The sequence below is a fragment of the Fibrobacter sp. UWB5 genome (assembly GCF_002210295.1).
Taxonomy (GTDB): Bacteria; Fibrobacterota; Fibrobacteria; order Fibrobacterales; family Fibrobacteraceae; genus Fibrobacter.
In genome coordinates, this window is sequence record NZ_MWQH01000013.1 from 1 (window position 1) to 23,812 (window position 23,812).

Here is a 23,812-nt window from a genome sequence, read left to right on the forward strand (position 1 = left end):
CGTCAACGCGTGCAACGCGTTGCTAGTATCCTAGGGCTATGCCCGTATATGAAGAACCGCCGGCTATGCCGGCGGGTCACTTTTTTCAATAAAATTGAACGGTCTTCGTGAGCCTCAAGCGACTCGTATTAAAAATGAATGACGCGGACCTTGATGACCTTGTCGAGCTTGGAGAGCTTCTCGACGATAGAATCATCAACCTTGCTTTCCACGTCAACGAGGTTGTAGCCGATCTTGCCATTGCTCTTGTTGCTGAAAGAAGCAATGTTGATGCCTTCGGCGCCGAACACCTTCGTGATTTCAGAAATCATGTTCGGAACGTCCTGGTTGATGACCACCACGCGGCTCTTGACGCCGGAATGCGGGTGATCAACGAGGGCCGGGAAGTTCACGGAATTGCGGACGCAACCGTATTCGATGTAGTCCTTCAATTCTTCGACGGCCATCACGGCGCAGTTTTCTTCGGCTTCTTCGGTAGAAGCACCGAGGTGCGGGAAGCAGGTGACCTTGTCGTTCTTGATGAGGTCTGCATCCGGGAAGTCGCAGAGGTAGCCCTGGAGAGAGCCAGAAGCGAGCATGTCGTTGACCGGAGCCATTTCCACGATACCGCCGCGGGCGAAGTTCATGATGTAGCTGCCCTTGAAGCCGGCGAGGTTCTTGCGGTTGAGCAAGTTTTCGGTCACGCCCTTGATGAACGGAACGTGCACGGTGAGGAAGTCGGAATTTGCAATCACGGTGTCGAGGTCGGCAATTTCAACCTTGTTGGAAAGTTCGTGCATGTTGGCGGCGTTCGGATACGGTTCGTAAGCGAGCACGCGCATGTTCTTCCAACGGGCATAGTTGGCGACGAGCACGCCGATCTTGCCGAGACCGATCACGCCGAGAGTCTTACCGGCAAGTTCCATACCGGCAAACTTCTTCTTACCGCTTTCAACGGTCTTGGCGAGGTCCGGATCGTTGGTGTCGAGGCCCTTGACCCATGCGGCAGCCTTGTCCACGTTACGGACGGCCATGCCGAGCACGGTCATCACGAGTTCGGCAACGGCGTTGGCGTTTGCACCCGGAGTGTTGAACACGCAAATACCCTTTGCAGAAGCCTTGTCGATGGTGATGTTGTTCACGCCAGCGCCGGCGCGGGCGACAGCCAGCAGGCCGTCAAAGTTGTCGGTATCAACCTGGGCGGAACGCACCAAGATGGCATCCGGTTTTTCGATAGAATCGGAAACCTGGTAGAACGAGCCAAACAGGCTCAGGCCTTTCTTGGAAATGTTGTTCATCGTCTTAATAGTTGCCATTGTATTGTCCTTTGTTAATGTTTAAAACTTTTGCGTGATTCGTTACGGTTCTACCCAGCGACCGCGATCCTTGATGAGGTTCACCAATTCTTCGATGGCGTCTTCTTCGGGGATGTTCTTCTTGACGGCCGTCTTGCCTTCGAACAGGGTAATGCGGCCGGGGCCACCGCCCACGTAACCGAAGTCGGCGTCGGCCATTTCGCCCGGGCCGTTCACGATGCAGCCCATGATGCCGATGGAAATGTCCGAGAGGTGACCAAAGCGGGCCTTGATCTTGCCCATGACTTGCTGGATGTCGTAGAGGGTGCGGCCGCAGCTCGGGCAGCTGATAAAGTTCGTCTTGCTGCGGCGGCAGTAGGCAGCCTGCAGAATGTCGAAGGCCAGAAGAACGCTTTCCTTGGCGCCCTTGTAACCGTCGATCACGACGGCGTCGCCAAGACCGTCGGTGACGAGACTTCCGATGTCGGCGGAAACGCGGAGCGTTTCACGTTCGTTGTCATTAATCTTGGCGTAAAGTAAAATCGGGTCTTTGCGACCTGCCGCTTCCAAAGCGGCGGCAAGGGCGCGCACGCCGGAAACCATCTCGGCTCCCGTGTAGCAGAATACGGAACCGGCAGGCACGGCAGCTGGATTCGCTGCAAAGCCCGCGATATCCATGGCGTCCTTGAATTCTACAATCGGTTTTTCGTTCAAGCAGGGGAGAGCGAATTCCGCATTGCGGCGTTCGCCGGTGAGTGCAATCGCATCGGCTTTCACGCCGACCTTCACCGGGTTAGAACCACCGATTTCCACGCCCGACACCTTCACGACTTCGGTCTCGCGGCGTTCGTAGTGGTACGGGTCTTTTTCGAGAACGGGCACCGCGTAGCTCACCGGCTTTGTCGGGAGAGCGCATGCCTTGATAAGTTCCTGAGCCACCGGGACTTCGGCCACCGGATCTTCGGTGAGCGATACGCGGATCGTGTCGGCAAGACCGTCAAGCAACAGAGCGCCGATGCCCGCGGCCGACTTCAGTCGTCCGTCGGCACCCGCGCCCGCTTCCGTGACGCCCACGTGGAACGGGTACGGCTTGAAACCTTCTTGCTTAATGCGGGCGGCGAGCATGCGGTAGGCGGCAATGGCTATGCGCGGGTTGCTGCTCTTGAGGCTCAAAACCACCTGGTCAAAATGTTCGGCTTCGCACACGGCCAAATATTCCATGGCGCTTTCCACCATGCCTTCCACCGTGTCGCCGTAGCGGTAAATCATACGGGCGGCAAGGGAACCGTGGTTCACGCCGATGCGGATGGCGCGACCGAGGCGCTTGGCCTCTTGCACAAACGGCGTAAAGGCTTCGGCCACCTTTTCCTTGCCTTCGTCAAAAGACTTGTCCGTCTGCTGGTCGAGTGTCAAAATACCTGTGTCGACAAAGTTACCCGGATTGATGCGGACCTTTTCGACCCACTTGAGGGCTTCGAAAGCGGCCTTCGGCTGGAAATGGATGTCGGCAGAAACCGGCACCTTGCAACCGGCGGCACGCACCTGCTTCATCACTTCTTCGAGACCCTGGGCGTCTGCAAATGTCGGGGCGGTAATGCGAACCAGTCCGCAACCTACCTTGGCAAGTGCCAAAGTTTCGGCCACCGTGCGCTCCACATCTTTGGGCTTGGTGGTGGTCATGGACTGAACTAAAATGGGGGCATTGCCCCCGATAAGTGCGTCGCCAACGCGAACCTGTACAGTTTCCCTGCGGACTGCGTTAAAGCGGTCGGCAACATAGGGGAATTCGCTAAACTTTGTCATGCGCCCAAAGATAGCATTTTTTCGCAATTTAGGCTTCGTCTTCGCTCAAGCTTTGATAATATTCTTCAAGTTTTTTGCGGCAGGCGATAAAGCAATCCTTTAGTGCCGGGTCAAACTGCGTGCCCATGCCTTCGATAATGATATCGTAGGCTTCGCTGAACGACATTTCGGCCTTGTAGCAACGCTTGGACACCAAGGCGTCGTACACGTCGGCAATGGCCATGATGCGGGCTTCGAACGGAATTTCGGTCCCTTTGAGTTTCTTGGGGTAGCCGAAACCGTCGAAACGTTCGTGGTGGTATCGGGCGACGTTCTTTGCGATTTTCACAAAGTCCGGAGATTCCACTGCCGTGAGCAAGTTTTCGACAATCATGGCTCCCTTCTCGGGGTGTTCCTTCATTTCTTCGTATTCCTGCGGAGTAAAGCGGCCGGGCTTTCTCAAAATGCGGTCATCGATTGCGATCTTGCCGATATCATGCATCGGGGCTGCCGAAACCAGGCTGTCGTAGAAGAATTCGGACTGTCCAAGAGTCGGGTCCTTGCGCAGGTATTCGACCAGAATTTGCACCACGCGGCTTGTACGCTTGATATGGCTACCGGTGTTGCTGTCGCGGCTTTCGACCATGTGGGCCATACCCACGACCATTTGTTCCTGAATCGAACGAATCTGCGTGTCGTTTTCCTTGAGCATCAATTCAAGGCGCACGTTGTTCGTACCCAACATGTTGATGTAATTGTGCATGCTGGTTTCGTCTTCGATTCGGAACATGTTGATTTTTTCGGAACCCGAAAGCGGAAGCTGGCGAAGCAGAATCTTGTAGTATTTTCCGTCTTGCTCAAACTTCTTTTCTATAGTCTCGTCGCCTTGTTTCAGTTCCTTGTTCCAGGCAATCAGCAAATGGTTCAGTTCAGAATTGTCGGGGGTGGAGTGGTCAATACGGCAATTTTTCAGGTCAGGGAAGGTCTCGTAGGCCACCGCGTTACAACCGAGGAACTTGTTTTTCGTAGAAATGAGAAGGTAACTGTCGGTGTTCTGGGTTTCGAGAACCTGCGAAATAATATCTTCCACGTCGTAGCGTTTGACTCTAAAGCAAATATACAGGAGCGCAAACTGGTCGAACACGTACACCGCGGGCATGACCAAGGTGTCGGTTTCGACCACGCGTGAAATAAAGAACGAAAGAATAGATACGGCTTCAATCGAAGACAGCGCCACTAGACTCTTGAACGAGACGTTTTTCTTTTTAATAAAGGCGAACACAATGAGGCTTACGTTGATGATGACAAAGCCCACCATGACGAAATTGAATATGTCGTGCCCGATTGCGTATTCGGCGCTAAAATTGCCTACGCCGTTAGTCTGGATGAACTTGATGGTCTTGTAATAGAATCCATTGAATCCGACCGTCATCGATAGAGCCAAGACGACAAAGACAATCAACAGGAGTATATCGTAGCTCCATGCCGGAAACTTGATCTTGCAAATAGAAAGGCATGCCTTAAAGGTCAGAACGGGCAAGAACATCGAACCAAGATAAATCATCTTGTTCGAAAGAATCGCCTGGTCCACGTTGGTCGAAAAAGCAAGTAACAGATGGCCTAAACAAGCGATAAAGGCGCAGAAAAAGAGCAGCGGGTACGGGCCAGTCTGCTTTGGATTGACTCGGTATTGCAGACAAAAGTTAAGCGCTGCGACAACAGTTAAAAACGTCAAAAAAATAATGACCATACAAATCCCATCTATTTGTACAACACACCCCATATTAAATATAAATTAAAATTTACTCGTGCGAGTGGGGGACCAAAAAGAAATCTGTCTAAAAAGCGTGTAAAAGATACAGCCGCCAATCTTTTGATTGACGACTGCAACAATCTGTATTACAGAATTTGTTCTGAATTAGGCTTCAGCCGGTGCTTCAGGTGCAGCCGGAGCTTCTGCAACAGGAGCTTCAGCGGCCGGTGCTTCGGCAGCGGGCTTCGGAGGGAGCAAAGCCTTCATGGAAAGCTTCACCTTGCCCTTCGGGTCAACACCGAGGCAGAGCACTTCGACTTCGTCACCCACGTGAACGACGTCTTCGACCTTATCGACGCGGTGGTCGGCAAGTTCGGAGATGTGCACGAGGCCGTCGCGACCCGGGAGGATTTCGACGAACGCGCCAAACGGCTGGATCGTCTTGACCTTGCCCTTGTACTTGCGGCCCGGTTCGGGTTCGGCAGTGAGTTCTTCGATCATGCGGCGGCAAACTGCAGCGGCCTTGCCACTCGGGGCGGCAATGTCGATGTTGCCATCGTCGTCGATGTTGATCGTGCAACCCGTCTGAGACTGCATGCCCTTGATCACGGAGCCACCGGAACCGATGACGTCGCGAATCTTGTTGGTCGGGATGCGCATCTTGATCATGGTCGGAGCCTTCTCGGAAACCTTCGGACGCGGAGCGGCGAGGCCGAGTTCAGCCATCTTGCCGAGAATGTGCAGACGGCCTTGGCGAGCCTGTTCCAGAGCTTCGCGCATGAGTTCCGGCGTAATGCCGCGGATCTTGATATCCATCTGGAAGGCAGTGATACCTTCGGCAGTACCCGTCACCTTGAAGTCCATATCGCCGAGGTGGTCTTCCGTACCGGTGATGTCGGTCAAGATCTTGATCTTGCCGCCTTCCTTCACGGAACCCTTTTCGGAGATGAGGCCCATGGCGACACCTGCGACCGGAGCCTTGATAGGAACGCCAGCGTCCATCAAGCTGAGGCAGCCACCGCAAACAGAGGCCATGGAAGAAGAACCGTTGGATTCCTGAATTTCGGAAACCACGCGGATGGTGTACGGGAAGTCTTCCGGCAGCGGAAGAACGGCGGCGAGAGAGCGTTCGGCCAAGTGACCGTGACCGATTTCGCGGCGGCTCATGCCGAGGCGCTTGCATTCACCCACGCAGTACGGCGGGAAGTTGTAATGCAGCATGTAGCTCTTGGAGCCTTCGCCCTGCAGGCTTTCGTAGCGCTGTTCGTCGGCCTTGGAGCCGAGCGTGCAGACCACGAGACCCTGGGTTTCGCCACGCTGGAAGATTGCAGAACCGTGGGCGCTCGGGAGAACGCCGAGTTCGATTTCGATCGGGCGGACTTCGGTCGTAGTACGGCCGTCGAGACGCACGTCTTCGTTCAGGATCATTTCGCGCATGGCTGTGCGTTCGTAGTCGCTGAAGATTGCCTTAGCGTCTGCAACGAGAGCAGGATCCTGTTCTTCGTCCTTGCCGATGATGGCGAGAATGCGTTCGTCTTCGAGCATCTTCGCGCAGAGGTCTGCCATAGCCGGATAGAAGTCGGTCTTCACCATGTTGGAGTGGACGTCCTTGTTCAGTTCGTCCCACACGACTTCCTTCACCGTGGCGAGAAGCTTTTCGTGGGCTTCGCCAACGTGCTGCGGCTTGAGCTCCATCTTCGGCTTGGCGCAGCGGTCCACCAGTTCCTGTTGGGCCTTGCACATGGCCTTGATAGCTTCGTGGCCAGCGAGAATTGCGTTGATCATCGTGTCTTCGGACACTTCGTAGGCACCGCCTTCCACCATGCAGACGGAATCTTCGGTACCGGCGACCACCAGGTCCAGATCGGCGCAGGCCATCTGTTCGTAGGTGGGCATCACGATGTTCTGGCCATCGACCACGGCCACGCGTACGGCGGCAACCTGCTGTTCGAAGGGCAGTTCAGAAAGACCGATAGAGAGGGATGCTGCAGACACGCCGAGCACATCCGGTGCAAACTTGCGGTCAGCAGAAAGAACCTGCACAATTACCTGGACTTCGCGCGTGAAGTTCTCGGGGAACATCGGGCGAATCGGGCGGTCAATGATACGGGCAGAAAGAGTTTCTTCGTCAGAGGGACGACCAGCTTCACGCTTGCTGTAGCCACCCGGGAGGCGACCAGCGGCGTAAGCCTTTTCGCGATATTCCACAGTGAGAGGGAAGAAATCACCTTCTTTTTCTTCGCCGTAGCAGACAGTGGAAAGCACGAATGCATCGCCCATCTTGGCGACTGCAGCACCGCGTGCCTGCTTGGCAATACGGCCCGTTTCAAACGTGATGACGCGGCCATCGGGAAGCGTTACGGACACTTCCTTCGGGTCGAGCATCTTGCCGTATTTTTGATGGTATGCGTCAATAGACATAAATTTCTCCAGTCTGAAGAATTAGCCGCGCAGACCGAGTTCCTTGATCAAGGCACGCTGGGCGATAATGTCCTTTTCGCCGTAGTACTTGAGGAGGTTCTTGCGCTTAGAAACCATCATGGACAGACCGCGCAGGGAGTGGAAGTCCTTCTTGTGGGTCTTTGCATGTTCGGTGAGGTTCTTGATCTTCTCGGTGAGGAGAGCGATCTGAACGCGGACGTTACCGGTGTCCTTTTCGTTTGCTCCGAACTTAGCGGTGATTTCTGCAGCCTTTTCTTTAGTGATAGTAGCCATTATAGCCATTCCTTTTTTTGTGTTTGTTGTTTCATTACATGTTTTTGTCCGAGTTTCTCTGCTCTTGCACCAGTGGAATTGGCGAATCTGGTCACAGGACCCAGGCAAAAATGCAATTTGCGCGTAAATATAGGTAAAAAAGCGGATTTGTCATTCCCGGCTTGACCGGGAATCTCCTTTTTTAGGGCTAAAATAGAGCAAAAAAGGGAAAAATTTTAGGAAAAAACGACTTCTAGCAAGATTTGGGCATCTTTTCTATATTTTCGCGCCGTGGAAAGAAAAGACAACAACTATCTGTTTGATTCAGGCAACCTTTCCGAAGGGGCGCTTGCGAAAAAGCACCGCATCGAAAACGACCCTAGTGCACGTACTAATATAATGGACTACCTGCCCGGCATGGAAGTGATCCAGTCGGACATCGCTGACAAGGTCCTTTCCGAATCCGAGAACTACGATTACAGCAAGTACACCGGCAAGGACGTCAAGCGCGCTCTGGAACATGAACGCTGCTCGCTCGAGGATTTTAAGGCGCTCCTTTCTCCGGCGGCCGCTCCGTACCTGGAGCAGATGGCCGCGAAGGCGAAAATCGAGACGAGCAAGCACTTTGGCAATAACGTCTATTTCTTCACGCCGCTCTACATCGCGAACTACTGCGAAAACTACTGTGTCTATTGCGGGTTCAACTGCTACAACCACATCAAGCGTATGCAGCTCACCATGGAGCAGATCGAGCACGAGATGAAGGTCATCGCCGACAGCGGCATGGAAGAAATCCTGATTCTCACCGGCGAAAGCCGCGCCAAAAGCAGCGTGGAATACATCGGCGAGGCCTGCAAACTGGCCCGCAAGTATTTCCGCATGGTGGGCATTGAAGTCTACCCGGTCAACGTCGACGAATACCGCTACCTGCACGAATGCGGGGTAGACTACGTGACGGTTTTCCAGGAAACCTACGACAAGGTTCGTTTCGAACAACTTCACCTGATGGGTCACAAGCGCGTGTTCCCGTACCGATTCGATTCGCAGGAACGCGCCCTGATGGCGGGCATGCGCGGCGTGGCGTTCTCTGCATTGCTTGGTCTTTCGGACTTCCGCCGCGACGCGCTCGCCTCGGCACTGCACGTGTATTACTTACAAAAGAAGTATCCGCATGCCGAAATGAGCTTGAGCTGCCCGCGACTCCGCCCCATTATCAATAACGACAAAATCGACCCGCTGGATGTTCACGAAAAGGAACTCTGCCAGGTGCTTTGCGCTTACCGCATCTTCTTGCCGTACGTGGGCATTACGGTTTCCAGCCGCGAAAGCAAGGAATTCCGCAACGGCATCGTGAAGATTGCGGCGACGAAGGTTTCTGCAGGTGTTTCTACGGGCATTGGCGACCACGAAAGCAAGTACAGCGGTCACGACGACGGCGAAGGCGGCGACGAGCAGTTTGAAATAAATGATGGCCGCAGCTTCAACGCCATGTACAGCGACATTTCGGGCGAAGGCCTGCAGCCAGTATTGAACGATTACTTGTATGTATAACGGTTAATAATAGTAGTCCGCGCAACCTATATCTCCATAGGTTGAGAAGCAGACTCCGTTATCGGACATAAGAGCTCCGCCTTTTTTAGTTTTATTGGCGCGCATTTTGGCCTTGGCGGGAAGCAACGCGACTTCTACAGAGTGGTTGCTTTCTTTTCTATCAGTCCACTGGAAACTCATTGTCAGACGGTAATTCGTGGTGTTATCACCTTGACTTGTTATATTCTTCAAATCGTCGTTTTTTCCTCTATTCAACAATTTGCTCATGAAAATGGGATTTCTGGGGGTGGTTCGATATTGAGTTTTCCCATTATCATCTGTATAGGAATATGCACGGTAGGTTTCACCATCTTTATCCAAACTGCCTTTGACGGTACCATTTCTTAATGCGACAATATCTGCAACTCCTTCAAATCCGGCATCTCTCAAAGCATCATACCAAACTCCAGTGCTCCCAATAATTTTGCTCATTTCGGAACCACTATTAATGCTAGGGTGGTTATGCTGAATATTTTGTTCCCTATTCGGGTGCATTTCTATAACGAATAAATCAACACCCTTTTCGCTTGCCAGTTTGTCTTTTAATTTTTTGAGGTTGGCTATTGCTGCGCTGTCTCCGCCGGATACAAAAGAACTTTGGTATAAGGCTTCTTCATTTTCTATTAGGGCCCTGTTCAAGGCATCTCGCAGATAATACAACTTCATCATATCTGCTTTTTCCTTGACTCTTTCGGTATAACCAATAAGCTTAGGGGCGCCAACTCCGGCGAGAACTCCTAGTATCACGATGACCACCATGATTTCAATCATGGTAAAACCATGTTTCAGATGGATTTTTTCCTTCATGTGCCAAAATATAGCTGTTTTTCTATTTTTGGCACTAAATTTTTGCATTATGTTGACTTCTCTCGCTCTTATTTTCTTGTTAGGGTTACTTTTAGGCTCGATTTTCGTCAAGCTGAAGCTCCCGAGCATTCTAGGGATGATTCTGACGGGGATTATTCTCGGACCTCATGCACTGAACCTGCTTCGGCCGGCTTTTTTGGATATTTCGGCGGATTTACGGCAGTTGGCACTGGTGATTATCTTGACGCGAGCGGGGTTGACTTTAGATATGCGGGAATTCAAGCGGATTGGCCGCGCAGCCCTCTTGATGTGCTTTGTACCCGCTTCTATTGAAATTGTGGGTGTCGTTTTGCTTGCGCCGCCGCTGATGGGGGTGTCTTATTGGGAGGCCGCCCTCATGGGTTCCGCCATAGCGGCGGTGTCGCCGGCGGTGGTGGTGCCGCGAATGCTCAAAATGCGCGAGGAACGGCGCGGGCTGAAGCATGGTATTCCCCAGATGCTTCTGGCCGGAGCCTCCTTGGATGATGTGTATGTGCTGGTGACTTTCGCGGCGTTCTTGGCGCTTTTGAAGGGCGAATCCGTCTCGGCGACGAGTTTTCTTTCGGTGCCTGTGTCCATAACCCTCGGTGCGGCGGTGGGAGTGGCCTGCGGTTATGCCTTGGTGTGGTTCTTCAAGCACAAGCACATGCGCGATACGGTGAAGGTGCTGATTATCTTGAGTTTCGCCTTCTTGTTGAACGAGTTGGAACATGACATTAGCCATGTGGTGCCGTTCAGCGGCATGATTGCGGTGGTCGCCATTGCGGCCTGCATTTACGGCAAGCATCCGGAACTTGCAAAACGCATTAGCGGCAAGTTCACCAAGTTCTGGGTGGCGGCCGAAATCATCTTGTTTGTGTTGGTGGGTAGCACCTTGGATGTGGCTTATGCGTTTACGGCGGGAATCGGCGCGATTTTCGTGGTGCTCGGGGCCATGTTCTTTCGAATGGCGGGCGTGGCCATTTGCATGTGGCGCACTCCGCTGAATTACAAGGAACGCCTGTTCTGCATGCTGGCCTATGTACCCAAGGCGACGGTGCAGGCGGCCATCGGTGGCGTGCCCCTGAGTTTTGGGCTTGCCTGCGGCAACAACGTGCTCACGCTTGCGGCCGTGGCGATTATGGTGACGGCCCCGCTCGGAGCCATCTTTATAGATAAAACCTATAAGCGGCTGGTACCGGTGGATTCGGCCGAGAACGGCTAAGCTAACTCGTTGACGGCTTCGAGGTATTCCTCGAGGGTCTTGGATTTCTCGATTTTCTTACGTGTCTTCTTCGGAAGGTCCGCATACGTCCAGAAAGGGCGGATTTTGTCTAAAATTTGGGCGTTTCCTTGCAAGTGGCGGGCGTAGTCGGCAGCGATGTCGGCGTGGATTCTGAGCAAGGTTTCGGTCGCGGAGCTGCAGGGGAGTCCGGCGTACTGGGCGGCGAGAACCGGGTTTGCGAGGAGGCCCCTGCCGATCATGATTCCCGCGATCTTCGGGTAGCGGGTCTCGATGAATTTCATTTGTTCTAGGTCGGTGATGTCGCCGTTAAAAATCAGCGGTTGTTTACAATCTCTGTAAAATTTGTCGAACGTCTCGAAGTCAAGAGCCCCCTTGTACTGCTGGATTCCGACCCGCGGGTGAAGGGTGATGTGGGCGAGGGGTGCTTCGTTTAGGAGCGGTAGCAGTTGCAGGCATTCCTCCGGGGAGGTGTGTCCGAGGCGCATCTTGATGCTGAACTTGGGGGCGCTTGCTGCTCGGCTTAGCTGGCTTATGGCGTCAAGGATTTCGCGGACTTTTTCGGGGTGCGGGAGGATTCCGGAGCCGCGGCCCGACTTGGTCTGCATGGGGTAGGGGCAACCCATGTTGATGTCGATTTCCTGGAAACCGAGTTCCGTAACGGCTTTGGTCAGAAGGTTGAATTCCTCGACATCGCGTACGATGATTTGTGGCACGAGATGGTAAGGGTGCTCCGTCTGCAAATCGCGGAGGTCCTTGGCCCGGACTTCGCCTTTTTCCAACCTGAGAAACGGGGTGTAATAGGTATGGATTCCAGGGGCGAACTTGCTGTGGGCTAGTCGGTAGGCCGATTCGGTAAATCCCTGGAGTGGGGCAAAGTGAATGGGGAGCATGGTTACGAACTGCGCGATTTACGAGCAGCGGAGCACTTGACCCGGGCGAATGGTGTTGCCCTTGATGCCGTTCAGCTGCTTGAGTCGCGTTACAGAAATGCCGTACTTGCGGGCGATTTTGCCGAGGCAGTCGCCGCTTTTCACCTTGTAGTAGCGGTGCTTGGAAAGTTCCTTCTGGTAGCCGTCTTCGACCGCGAGCATTTCCTTCGGTTCAATCGTAATGAGGGCGCTCTGGAAGGTGCCTTCTTCGAAGTTGAAAATCGTGGACGGGTCGATGTAGTTGCCGTGATACTTCATCTCGAAGTGCAGATGGGCGCCGAAGGAACGGCCCGTGTTGCCGCCTACGCCGATCGTATCGCCGGCTTGCAGGGTGTCGCCGACATGGACTTGCCAGCTGGCAAGATGGGCGTAGAGCGTGGTGAGCCCGTTGCCGTGGTCCAGAATGACGTACTTGCCGTAGCCCTTGCGTCGGCCTTGGTTACGGACCTTGGTGACAACTCCTGTAAAGGCGGCCACAATGGTGCGGTCTTCGCCGTGGCAAAGACCCATATCGACGCCGCGGTGCATACGGTAGGTGCGAATGCCGTAAGGGGCCGAAATACGGCGGCTTGCGGTGGGCACAAAGGCGGTGGTCATGTCAAGCGTCAGCTTGGGGAGCGTTTCGAGCGATGCGGAATCGCCTTCAGCCATATCGGCGGCGAGTTCGGCGTCCGCTTCTTCCTGGCTCATTTCGGATTCACCGTCGGGGCCTTCTATGTCGGAGTCGGCTGCGGTAACGTCGTTGGCGGCGATTTCGGAATTGCCGGCGTCGGCTTCGTCAAGAATCGGGTTGCCGGTAAATTCGCTTTCCGTTTCAGAAGGTGCTAAAATCTGTGTTTCAGGCTCGGTAGTGGGCTGAATATCTTGGGCTGTGTTTTTGTTTGAAGCACAGGCTGTAAAAAACAATACAATAGACAGTAGAAAACCAAACATTCGCATAGATTTCAGCAATATAATATATTTCTAGGGATTCTAAAACTTTTATTTTCCTTGCGTCATCCTGAATGTAAGTAGTTATATACATATATCGCTTTTTTGAGGAATTAGGCTTTATTGGTGTTGTATAATTTTCTAAATTATGCCCCCGTCAGGGCCTATCATCCAGGTAGGTTCCTAGTCCGGCTAGATTAGCCGATAAAGGATTATATAATGGCAAAGAAAGTTCAGGATGCCCTCAAGGACATCATCTCCCTCTGCAAGCGCCGCGGTTTCATTTTCCCCGGCTCCGAAATCTACGACGGCCTCGCCAATACTTGGGACTACGGTCCGTATGGCGTGGAACTGAAGCGCAACATCAAGAACCTCTGGTGGAAGAAGTTCGTGACCAGCCGCCAGGATGTGCTTGGTCTCGACAGCTCTATTCTCTTGAACCCCCGCGTTTGGAAGGCCTCTGGCCACGTGGGCAACTTCTCTGACCCGCTGGTCGACTGCCTCGCTTGCCACGAACGTTTCCGTGCCGACCAACTTTTGGAAGACAAGCTCGGCGAAGGCTGCTGCGCCGGCAAGAACTTTGACGAAGTCCACCAGATGATGATGGACAACAAGATCGAATGCCCGACCTGCGGCAAGACCGATTGGACCAAGCCCCGCGCATTCAACCTGATGTTCCAGACCGAAATCGGCGTGATCGAAGGCGAAGGCAACAAGGTTTACCTCCGTCCGGAAACGGCTCAGGGTATCTTCGTTGACTTCAAGAACATTGTCGATAACGTCCGCCCGCGCATTCCGTTCGGTGTGGGCCAGATCGGTAAGTCCTTCCGTAACGAAATCACTCCGGGTAACTTCATCTTCCGTACCCGCGAATTCGAACAGATGGAACTGGAATTCTTCTGCGAACCGGGCACCGAACTTGACTGGTACAACTTCTGGCGCAAGTACTGCTTCGACTGGCTCGTGAACGATCTCGGCGTGAACAAGGAAAAGCTCCGTCTCCGCGAACATGCCAAGGAAGAACTTTCTCACTACTCCAACGGTACCACCGACGTCGAATACGAATTCCCGTTCGGTTGGGGCGAACTCTGGGGCATTGCATCTCGTACGAACTACGACTTGACGCAGCACCAGAACGAATCCAAGGTCAAGCAGGAATACATTGACCCTGTCCAGAACAAGCGCTATATTCCGTACGTGGTGGAACCGTCCCTCGGTGTGGAACGTCTGCTCCTCGTGCTCCTCTGCGACGCTTATGAAGTCGAAAAGCTCGAAAACGACGAACGTACCGTGCTCCACTTCGACCCGAAGATTGCTCCGGTGAAGGTTGCCGTTCTCCCGCTCGTGAAGAAGGGCCAGGTGAAGGCCAAGGCCGAAGAACTCTACCAGAAGCTTCTCAACCGCTGGAACGTGGAATACGATGAAACGCAGTCCATCGGTAAGCGCTACCGCCGTCAGGACGAACTCGGCACGCCGTTCTGCGTGACCGTTGACTTCGACACGGTGGGCGAAGGTGAATCCGATCCGGCAAAGCTCGGCTTCGTGACGGTCCGCGAACGCGACTCCATGAAGCAGGAACTGGTGAAAATCGACGAACTCGAAGCTTACCTGTCCGCAAAGCTCGGCTGCTGATTAATAAGAATGAGTAATGTGTAATGAGAAATGAGTAATTTTACATTTCTCATATAACATCTCGCATTCCACATATCACATTTGTTCATGTAACACAAAAAGGATCCGCTCGCGGGTTCCTTTTTGTTTATATTTAGAACGTAAAGTTTTGAGAAAGGAGGATATATGAAAAGACTCGTTCTTTCATTGGCTTGTTTGGCGTGGTTTGTGGCTTGCGATGATGAGTCGGCCAATTACGATTGGAATGATTCGGCGACTTTGTCGGTAAAGTTGACCAATGGTAAGTTTACGGATGATCGAGACGGTCAAAAGTATTCCGTGGTTCAGGTAAATGGTCAACTTTGGATGGCCGAAAACCTACGTTATGCCGATAGCTCCAAGACTCCCAATTTGAAAGGCAACATGTGGTGCCACGAAGACGACGGCGATTGTGAAAAATATGGGCCGTTGTATTCCTGGACTGCCGCAATGAATTTGGAATCGAAATACAATTCCAGCTCTGCAACGTACACATATGACTATACGTATGGAGTGCATGGGATTTGTCCCGAAAACTGGAGACTTCCTACGGTTGATGATTGGCAAAACCTTGCTCAATATCTCATGTTCATGAATGGTGGGGATCCGATTGGAGCCGATATGAAGGCAGTCGAGGGCTGGGAAGAAGAACTCAATATTCCCAAGGCACTCAATCGTTCTGGCTTTGCGGCACTCCCGGCTGGCCGTCGTAACAGCGAAGGCGGCTTTATGAGTGCAGGCAAGTATGCGTTCTTCTGGTCAAGTGCCCAGGTAGATGCGGCTACAAGTTCCGGATGGACACTCCGTTACGACAACGCTCATTTGGATAATGGAAATTATTACAAAGACCACGGAATGTCTGTTCGCTGTGTTCTCGCCATGGGTACCGAGAGTGCAAAAATCGAAGGCGACGTGGATTCGTCTTACCTCGATAATATTCCTTTTGATTATGGTCAAATGGAGATTGACGGAAAGTCCTATAAGACGATTAAAATCGGAACTCAAAACTGGATGGCCGAAAATGCGGCGGTGAAGACCGATGATAGCTGGTGCTACAACGATGACGAAAAGAATTGCGACAAGTATGGCCGTCTGTATTCTTTCGAGGCTGCACAAACGGTTTGCCCTGCAGGTTGGCGCCTTCCGACAAAGAGTGATTTCCAGACTATTTATGGTGCCGTCGGCTTTGGAAGCTCTTTGCGTTCTCGTGATGGTTGGACGGATAAGGGCTCTCGTGGAACGAATTATATGGGCTTTAACGCCATGCCTGCGGGTGGACGCGAATCGGGAGATTACTTCGATGTGACTTACAGTTCCTATATGTGGGGGAGCGACAAGTCGGTGCTTTGGCTGCGTTATTACGATGAGAAAATCTCGATAGAGGAGAAGGATGCCAAAAATGCCTTCTCGGTCAGGTGCATCGAAGAATAGTTTTTTTTAAAACTCGCTTATTCTATATATAATCACGATGAAGAAATTACGTTATCTCCTGTTCTCTTCGCTAGTTTCTTTGTTGGGGGCTTGCACAACAGATGTGGGCAGTGCTCCCAAGGAAAATTACGATGATCGGTCTCCTTCGTACAATGCCCAGGCAAGAGGCGATCTTCCCGATTGCACCGACGATCGAGAAGGTCTTGTCGTTCATGTGAATGAACATGGGAAGGATTATGCCTGCAGTAAAGGGTACTGGGTGGCCTTGCGTAGTGCAGACACAGACAAGAAATTGTACGATGTCAACGAAGATACGGAAGCCATGAAAGCCCTCCATGAAAAGTTCAAGAGGGTAAAATCTGAAAAAATCACTGATAGCCGCGATGGAAAAGTATATAAAGTGATTATTCTAAAAGATTTGGTATGGATGGCGGAGAACCTGGATTACGAAACAGAATATAGTCGCACCAATCCTAAATGTGATGATTATGGAATCAAGTGCGGACGTTACTACAGGTGGGATGATGCTGCGTATGGTGGCGACAATTATTCGAGTGTGTGCCCCGAAGGAATGCGCATGCCTACAGAAGAAGATGTGGAAAAGCTTGTTGCATTTATCGGCGGCATTGATTACGGCTATGTCCTGAAATCGAAAGATTATTGGGATTACTCGGATGATGCCCCGCAAGGGACCGACGAACTCGGCTTTAATGCCTACCCGGCTGGTTACAAGGAATACCTTAATAACTACATCAGCTATTTTGGCGTGGAAGCTGCTTTCTGGACGGGTGAAAAGTACGGCTATCATTCCTCGTATGCGATAACCTTGTATTACCATAACTCAATTATTGGCACAACTTGGGGCCCAGACTGGGACAACTATATGAACGTACGTTGCGTGGGGGATTGGTGATATGAGATATATCGGACTTGTTTTTCTTGTTTTCTTTGCGCTGTCCCTTTCGGCATGTTTTGGCCCTCCGCGTCATTCTATCGGCTTGCCTGAAAACCCGACTCCGCTTGATTCCTTATCCGAGATCGTTTTCGTGAATGCTGGCGCGATTCCTGTCTTGCCGCCCGAATTCAATTATCTCGGAACAATCCAGACGGAAGCCTCTTCGGGTTGTTCCGATGTGGGTACGATCGGATTTTTACGCCAAGAGGCTAGACGTGTTGGCGCAAACATTGTGTACGTCAAGAATGCCGAGACAAAGACTGCTTATCTTTATACGCAGTATATGACGTCGATTTCGCACTGCCTGACTTTGCATGTTGACTTATTGTACGCCGAAGCTCCGCTGATTACCAAGTGGCAGGAGGAAATTAAGGCGGCAAAGGCAAAGGAATAGGGGAGGTGCTTGTGATTATTCGTAAATTGAATTTCTTGCTAGTTGTTGCGTTGTTGACGGCTCCTTTTGCCTTCGCGGGCGAATTTGATGATTTTGAAAAATCCCTGCTGCAGGAACCGGAGAATGCGGAGGCCACGGACTCTGCGACTTCGATGTCGGCGAACGAAGCGTTTGAACAATCGCTCATGGCGGAATCGGGGACGGAAATGGAAAAGGTTTACCAATTGCGTGAATCACTCCTCGAGTCCATAAAGCAAGGAGATACGGCGCAGATTTCGCAAGGTATTGAAGAACTGCATGCCATGAGGAATGAAAACTTTGTTGGCTTGGCGGATGTCGAGGCCGAGGCTGTGCTGATTGTCAAAAAGATGTGGCCCCAGTTGCTAAAGTATGAGGTGAATCAGTACAAGCAATTCTATCATGAGGTAATCAGTGACCAGGCTCGCTTTGCCCAAAACGACGCTCTCACGCAGTACCTTAAGAATTCCTTGAGTTCTTTGGATACGTCAAAGACGCTTCTTGCCTATGTAGAAACGGATATTGACAATTGTACCTCGATGCCCGAAAGCGATAAGCTTGAACTCAAGATTCTCTTACTCTTGAGCGATGCCTACCATGACCAAAGGGTCAACGACCGTATCGTAAGACTCTCGCAAATGTACCTCAATAAGTATCCGGACCACCCCGATGCAAAATGGATTGAAAATAGTGTTGCCGGGCCTTTCTTCCGTAATGATTTTACGGCGCTCATGTTCAAGGATCGTGCGGAACACAAGGAAGAAAATATCGCCAAGAAATTCTACACCGGCGGTCTCGGGGCCAATTTGTTCCTGGTCTCGGGCGGTCTTGCCTTCGGGATGGACGATTTGTACCGTTCCGATTTGTTTGAATATGAAGACCCGTCTATCTATCTTGAAATCTACTTGCAATTTAGCCGAATTTCGTTCTCCTTTGAATTGTTGCCTTCCGGTGCGTCTGGCGTTGCAACCTATTCGCTCGGATTAGGTTACGTTGTTTATGATAGCCGCTATTTAAAGGTTCGCCCCTATATTGGGCTTGGTATGCCAGCCATGATTCTTGAAGCCAAGAAAGACTGCTATGTGGCTAAGCCTGGTGAAGAAAAGGAATACATCAGTGCGGGCAGCAATGATATGTATTCCGAAGGCGGAGCATACACCTTGGCAGTGAATGTCGATTACAAATTCGGCACGGCGTATTTCCTGTTTTCGAACTCCATGTTCACGAGTTTCTCGCTGGTCGGCAAGTTCGGTATTTCGTATATGGAGTTTGACGACACGTTCCTCAAGGGTTCCGGTGTAACGCCCTTCTTTGCTTTCGGCCTGGGATTGTATCTATGGTAAGATTTTCAGCTCTCGTTTTTATTGTCCTTTTGTTGCTTGGCGTTTCTCAGCCTTTGGCACAGGAATCGTCTGTGCAACCTTCGAAGAGAACGCTTTACTTGCGCGCCCGCGATGTCCTGAAAACTTCGCTCGAGACGGGTGATAGCGAACGTGCGGACCAGGCATTCAATTACTTGAAATCCAATGCGAAAGAGGGAGCTCCTCTCACTCGTTTCGAGGAATACCTCATCAACATGGAACTTAATCATTTTGCGCAAGGAATCGATATCTATGCTGACTTGCGCCGTATCATGCTTGATTCGACGTACAAACCGGAACTCGAAAATCGCGTTGCAGAAAAGGATCCCCTTGCGGTTTACCTGTACCGTGATTTGTACCCGTTCACGTTACAGAAAGCCGATTCGTTGAGTGCACGTGTAGATAGCTCGGATGTTTCTGATGAGTATAAAAAGTTATACCGAGTGCTCCTCTATTCAGAAATTGCGATTGTCTGGATGTCGGATAATTTTTTTGGTCGCACCATCCATTGGAAACAGGTCAATGATACGACTAGTGCAGGCTTGCTTCTGGATCACGGCAAGAAATTCGTCGATACTTATCCCGTTTCGCCTTATGCGAGGGTCCTTGACGAACAGACTCTTCCGTATGTCGAAAAGGTGATGAAACCCCTTCGCGATTTCCGTGTCGATCCGTTTAAGCACAAGTACTATACGGGCGGTTTGGGCTTGTATCTTTATAAGTGGCTAGGATTCTTGAGCGGAGAGATAACGGATTATATGGATGATAAAATGGGATCTTCGTTCATGGGTGAATTAACTGCCCGATATAGGCGAATCAGTTTGAATCTCTTTTGGGCGTATGGAATAATTTCTGTTCCCAAGGCATATTCGATAGCCGATTCCGATATGGAAAGAACTTATATGAGTGATGAAACGGAGGACGAATCGTGGGGACTTTCGATTGGCGTTACTGTGTTTGACTCTAGATACGTGCGAGTTGAGCCTTTCCTGGGTATTTCAGAAACGGATTACGTGACAGCCGATGTCGTATCGGATATGGAATACCTTGTAGGAAATAATTTGGATGTTCGTTTGCTGGCATCGACTCCTAAAGATTTGTCGTCTTCTTCTTATGTCTTGAACTTACGCTTGAAATATATGCTCCAATTTGGAACCGCATACGATCGTGTGATTTATAATGGTAACAAAAAGACGGTTAATGCGCTTCGCCATACGTTCGGTCTCGGTCTTGGATTTGAATTCTGGTAATGAAAAAGCCTCTCGTTCGAGAGGCTTTTCTAATTGCTGTTGAATCGCGGCTGAAGCTTACTTCTTGAACTTCTTGAGGATCGCTTCGGCCTTGCCGAACTGCTGTTTCACGGACTTGGGGCCCGTGCCGCCTTCGATGTTACGGCGGGACACGCTGTATTCGAATGTGAGAGTCTTTTTCATCTGCTTGACGTTCGGGACGCCGGCGCTGGCCCAGGCCTCATCGCTAAGGTCCGTGAATTCGAGGCCTTGGCGGGCGGCTTCGCCGACCAGGCTACCGACCACGTGGTGGGCGTCGCGGAACGGCACGCCGGATTCGACCAGCAAGTCAGCGAGGTCGGTAGCCAGCAGCGCCGGCAGCATCTTCGCGTGCATCTTGTCGAAATTAAAGCGAGCGCTTTCCAAGGCTTCTTTCATGACGCGGAGAATCACCTTTACGTTATGGACAGAGTCGAAAACCGGTTCCTTGTCTTCTTGCAGGTCGCGGCTGTAGCTGAGCGGAGCTCCCTTCACCAGCGTGTAGAGGGCGCTGAAGTTACCGAGCATGCGGCCGGACTTTCCGCGGATGAGTTCCATGGAATCCGGGTTCTTCTTCTGCGGCATCATCGAGGATCCGCTGGAGAAGGCGTCGTGCAGGGTGAGGTAGCCGAATTCGCTGGTGCTCCAGTTCACAAAGTCTTCGGCATAGCGGCTCATGGTGTTCGCGATGATGGCGAGGTCGGCTTCGAATTCGAGCATCATGTCGCGGTGGCTCACGGCGTCAATGCTGTTCGGGCTAACACCGTTAAATCCGAGTTCCTTTGCAACGAGGGCACGGTGGTACGGGAATGCGGAACCGGCCATGGCACCGCTACCGAGCGGGAGTTCGCTATGCAGTTCCAGGAAGTTGTCGAGGCGCTTCACGTCGCGGCTCACGGCAAAGAACATGCTCATCAGGTAATGGCTGAAGTAGATGGGCTGTGCCTGCTGCAGGTGGGTGTAACCCGGCATCATCTTGCCGAAGTATTTCTTGGCGAGGTCGAGAACCGTTTCCATCAAAGAAACTTCAAGGGCGCGGATTTCGGCGGCGCGGTGGCGCATGTAAAGCTTGAAGTCCGTGCAGACCTGGTCGTTACGGCTACGGCCCGTGTGAATCTTCTTGCCGAGGGCGCCGATGCGTTCGGTGAGCACCCGTTCCACGGCCATGTGGATATCTTCGTCGGATTCCTGCCACAGGTTCTTGCCGGCCTTGTAGTCCTTGAGGATGCTGGCCAAGCCGTCGCAAATCTTCTTGTAGTCGGCCTTGCTGAGCACGCCGGATTCCACCAGGCCCTTGCCGTGGCCGATGCTGCCTTCGATGTCTTCTTCGATGAGTTCAGCGTCAAACTGCAAGCTAAAGCTCAGGTCCACCATGCTCTGCGCCATGCCGCTAGCAAAACGGCCGGTCCACATGTTGGTCTGAGTTCCCTTCTTGTCACCAGATTTCGTTTTCACGTTGCTCTTGTTCTGTGCCATTTGCAAATCCTTTTGTTTTTTTCGCGTGCAAATATAAAATTTTCTAAGCTCAACCAACTAAGCTCTAAGTTCTGTTTCTACATCAAAGCGTACTTGAGCAAGAATATCACGGTGAGCACAATCATGACCCAGTGTACATTCTTGATCTTGCCGGTGAGAGCGTTTATCAAGGTGTAAGAAATGACGCCGAACATGATGCCGTCCGAAATGGAATAGGTGAGCGGCATGGCAATCATGCAGATAAAGGCGGGGATCGATTCTCTCGGGTTGGTCCAGTCAATTTTAGCGATGGATGTCATCATGAAGTAGGCGACCATGATGAGCGCGGGAGCTGTTGCAAAGCCCGGAATCGCCATGAAGACAGGGGCAAAAAAGAGCGACAGCAAGAAGAAGAGGGCGACCGAGACGGCGGTGAGGCCAGTCTTTCCGCCGTAGGCGACACCGGCGGCGCTTTCCACGTAGGTGGTCGTGGTCGAGGTGCCGCAAATGGCTCCGATCGAGGTGGCGATTGCGTCGCAGCTGAGCGCTTGAGAAATGCGGGGGAGCTTGCCGTCTTCTTTCAGGAATCCGCCTCGGAACGAAACGCCAATCAGGGTGCCCAGCGTATCGAACAGGTCTACAAAGAAGAAAGCGAAAATCACGACAAAGAAATCGAGTGACTTGAAGAGCGAAAATCCTTGGCCGACAATCGCATCGCCTTGGGTGAGCGTCCAGGATTCCGGATGGAAAAGCGCACCGCAGGTGATTCCGAATTCGCGGAAGGAACGGTCCAAAGTCTGCAGGTAATCGCCGAACTGCGGAATTACGGAATGGAATCCGGCTTCCGGGTTCGGAACGTAGATTCCAACAAATTCGGTGACAATGCCGAGCAGCCAGGTCGCAAAAATTCCAAGCAGGATGGCGCCGCGGATTCCTTTAATCAAGAAGGCCGAGGTAACGATAATGCCCAACAGGGTAAGAATCGCCCAGATGCCATTCGTGTGCATGTCGACCATGTGGAAGTTGATGAGGCTTACGATGGTGGAATTGTTGGCGATGACGATTTTACCGCCCTGCAAAGCGATAAAGGCGATGAATATGCCGATGCCGACGGCGACGCCCGATTTAAGCGAAAGGGGGATGCTGTTAAAGAGTTTTTCGCGGATGGGAACAATCGAGAGAATCAGGAACAGGATGCCTTCGACAAAGACGGCTAGCAAGGCGAATTGCCAGCTGTAGCCCATGCTCAGCACCACGGTGTAGGCAAAGAAGGCGTTAATGCCAAGGCCCGGGGCAAGTGCAAAGGGGTATTTCGCGACAAAGCCCATGAGGGCAGAACCGACGGCGGCCGCAATGACGGTGGCAATGAAGATGCCGCCCTTGGGCATTCCAGAGGCCGAAAGAATTTCGGGGTTCACCGCCAGAATGTAGGCCATGGTCATGAAGGTCATGAGGCCTGCGAAAATTTCGGTGTGGATGTTGGTCTGGTTTTCGCTCAGTTTGAAGAACTTCTCGAGAAAGAAAAATTCTTTCTTGAGTTCACGACCGGCCTTGTACATGAATGTTTTTTTCTTGTTCTCTTTCATTTTCTCTTCTTCTTTTGCCCGCGAAGGCGGGCGGACAGCACTTAGCACTTTTAGTGCTTTGTGCGCATGGCCACCAAGGTGGGGATCTCCTTTTCAACTAAAACCGATTATTTAGTGCCCCGGGAACCTGGTGAGCGTTTCCACTCGGTAACCCTTGAGCACTTCGCGCCCATGCAAGTCAAAAAGTTCAATCACAAACGCGAAAAGTTCCACTTTCCCTCCAAGCTTTTCGATGAGTGCCGCGGCCGCTTTCGCTGTCCCTCCAGTTGCAAGCAGATCGTCGACAATGAGAACCCGCTGTCCCGGCTTTATGGCGTCCTTGTGAATTTCCATGCATGCTTTCCCGTATTCCAGGTCGTATTCTACGTCGACCGTTTCGCGGGGGAGCTTGCCTTTTTTGCGTTCAGGCACGAACGGCTTGTGAAAATGTTCCGCAATCGAGACCCCAAAAAGGAATCCGCGAGCTTCCAGCCCGACAACGACATCGAATTCGACATTTTCAAGCATTTTGTAGAACGCTTCGAGCGTAAGCTTCAGACCGTCGGCGTCACTGAGAATCCCTGTGATATCGCGAAAAAGAATCCCCGGCTTCGGAAAATCCGGAACAGAGATAATGTAGTCCTCAATTCGTTTCATTCTTTTGTAATATAAGAATTTCTCGTGACATGTCA

Annotated in this window: 19 protein-coding genes; 8 read left to right on the plus strand and 11 right to left on the minus strand. The window is 51.9% G+C overall.

Annotated features, from left to right (window positions below; genetic code table 11):
• Window positions 1–128: 128 nt before the first annotated feature.
• The 5 genes from B7989_RS13350 to rpsO all read right to left on the minus strand — a co-directional run bounded on the left by B7989_RS13350 (window position 129) and on the right by rpsO (window position 7,524).
• Window positions 129–1,295: a phosphoglycerate dehydrogenase gene (locus B7989_RS13350; protein WP_088628964.1), complete on the minus strand. Its 1,167-nt coding sequence runs from the start codon at window positions 1,293–1,295 to the stop codon at window positions 129–131.
• 42 nt (window positions 1,296–1,337) lie between these two features.
• Window positions 1,338–3,077, minus strand: a complete 1,740-nt coding sequence (gene ispG, locus B7989_RS13355; RefSeq protein WP_088628965.1) for a (E)-4-hydroxy-3-methylbut-2-enyl-diphosphate synthase — start codon at window positions 3,075–3,077, stop codon at window positions 1,338–1,340.
• Window positions 3,078–3,105: 28 nt separating this feature from the next.
• Window positions 3,106–4,806 (minus strand): HD domain-containing phosphohydrolase, encoded by a 1,701-nt coding sequence (locus B7989_RS13360; RefSeq protein WP_158212928.1) that lies wholly within the window; start codon window positions 4,804–4,806, stop codon window positions 3,106–3,108.
• A gap of 168 nt (window positions 4,807–4,974) precedes the next feature.
• Window positions 4,975–7,194: a polyribonucleotide nucleotidyltransferase gene (gene pnp, locus B7989_RS13365; RefSeq protein ID WP_369829071.1), complete on the minus strand. Its 2,220-nt coding sequence runs from the start codon at window positions 7,192–7,194 to the stop codon at window positions 4,975–4,977.
• 57 nt (window positions 7,195–7,251) lie between these two features.
• Window positions 7,252–7,524: a 30S ribosomal protein S15 gene (gene rpsO, locus B7989_RS13370; RefSeq protein ID WP_072978575.1), complete on the minus strand. Its 273-nt coding sequence runs from the start codon at window positions 7,522–7,524 to the stop codon at window positions 7,252–7,254.
• 270 nt (window positions 7,525–7,794) lie between these two features.
• Here rpsO and thiH point away from each other — a divergent pair, with 270 nt between their 5' ends.
• Complete coding sequence (gene thiH, locus B7989_RS13375) at window positions 7,795–9,054, plus strand: 2-iminoacetate synthase ThiH (RefSeq protein ID WP_088628968.1); 1,260 nt, start codon at window positions 7,795–7,797, stop codon at window positions 9,052–9,054.
• Between the two features lie 3 nt (window positions 9,055–9,057).
• On the opposite strand, the gene B7989_RS13380 is transcribed toward thiH, so the two are convergent.
• Window positions 9,058–9,900, minus strand: coding sequence for a type II secretion system protein (locus tag B7989_RS13380; RefSeq protein WP_158212929.1), 843 nt, complete (start codon window positions 9,898–9,900; stop codon window positions 9,058–9,060).
• A 49-nt stretch (window positions 9,901–9,949) separates the two neighbouring features.
• Between B7989_RS13380 and B7989_RS13385 the strand changes: the two genes are divergently transcribed.
• Window positions 9,950–11,143 (plus strand): sodium:proton antiporter, encoded by a 1,194-nt coding sequence (locus B7989_RS13385; RefSeq protein WP_088628991.1) that lies wholly within the window; start codon window positions 9,950–9,952, stop codon window positions 11,141–11,143.
• On the opposite strand, the gene B7989_RS13390 is transcribed toward B7989_RS13385, so the two are convergent.
• Entirely contained in the window at window positions 11,140–12,054 is a 915-nt protein-coding gene (locus B7989_RS13390) for a tRNA-dihydrouridine synthase family protein (RefSeq protein ID WP_088628970.1), read from the minus strand. The genes B7989_RS13385 and B7989_RS13390 overlap by 4 nt on opposite strands.
• 18 nt (window positions 12,055–12,072) lie before the next feature.
• On the minus strand, window positions 12,073–13,032 hold the full coding sequence (locus B7989_RS13395; RefSeq protein ID WP_088628971.1) for a peptidoglycan DD-metalloendopeptidase family protein: 960 nt from the start codon (window positions 13,030–13,032) through the stop codon (window positions 12,073–12,075).
• Between the two features lie 210 nt (window positions 13,033–13,242).
• On the opposite strand from B7989_RS13395, the gene B7989_RS13400 reads away from it, so the two are divergent.
• From B7989_RS13400 to B7989_RS13425, 6 genes are all read left to right on the plus strand, one after another.
• The gene (locus B7989_RS13400; protein ID WP_088628972.1) at window positions 13,243–14,655 is read left to right on the plus strand and encodes a glycine--tRNA ligase; all 1,413 of its coding nucleotides are present in this window, start codon (window positions 13,243–13,245) and stop codon (window positions 14,653–14,655) included.
• Between the two features lie 165 nt (window positions 14,656–14,820).
• Entirely contained in the window at window positions 14,821–16,104 is a 1,284-nt protein-coding gene (locus tag B7989_RS13405; protein WP_088628973.1) for an FISUMP domain-containing protein, read from the plus strand.
• Between the two features lie 103 nt (window positions 16,105–16,207).
• On the plus strand, window positions 16,208–17,017 hold the full coding sequence (locus tag B7989_RS13410) for an FISUMP domain-containing protein (protein ID WP_158212930.1): 810 nt from the start codon (window positions 16,208–16,210) through the stop codon (window positions 17,015–17,017).
• Window position 17,018: 1 nt separating this feature from the next.
• Window positions 17,019–17,453, plus strand: a complete 435-nt coding sequence (locus B7989_RS13415; RefSeq protein WP_088628975.1) for a hypothetical protein — start codon at window positions 17,019–17,021, stop codon at window positions 17,451–17,453.
• 11 nt (window positions 17,454–17,464) lie between these two features.
• Window positions 17,465–18,814, plus strand: a complete 1,350-nt coding sequence (locus B7989_RS13420; protein WP_144265086.1) for a hypothetical protein — start codon at window positions 17,465–17,467, stop codon at window positions 18,812–18,814.
• A complete protein-coding gene (locus tag B7989_RS13425; protein ID WP_088628977.1) occupies window positions 18,808–20,082 on the plus strand; it encodes a hypothetical protein in 1,275 nt (424 codons plus the stop codon). The genes B7989_RS13420 and B7989_RS13425 overlap by 7 nt, the downstream gene beginning before the upstream one ends.
• A gap of 57 nt (window positions 20,083–20,139) precedes the next feature.
• Here the strand turns inward: B7989_RS13425 and argH are convergent, their stop codons facing one another.
• The 3 genes from argH to B7989_RS13440 form a co-directional block, all read right to left on the minus strand.
• A complete protein-coding gene (gene argH, locus B7989_RS13430; RefSeq protein WP_088628978.1) occupies window positions 20,140–21,576 on the minus strand; it encodes an argininosuccinate lyase in 1,437 nt (478 codons plus the stop codon).
• A gap of 77 nt (window positions 21,577–21,653) precedes the next feature.
• Window positions 21,654–23,141, minus strand: coding sequence for an NCS2 family permease (locus B7989_RS13435; protein ID WP_198959563.1), 1,488 nt, complete (start codon window positions 23,139–23,141; stop codon window positions 21,654–21,656).
• 111 nt (window positions 23,142–23,252) lie between these two features.
• Window positions 23,253–23,777: an adenine phosphoribosyltransferase gene (locus tag B7989_RS13440; RefSeq protein WP_088628979.1), complete on the minus strand. Its 525-nt coding sequence runs from the start codon at window positions 23,775–23,777 to the stop codon at window positions 23,253–23,255.
• Window positions 23,778–23,812: the final 35 nt, after the last annotated feature.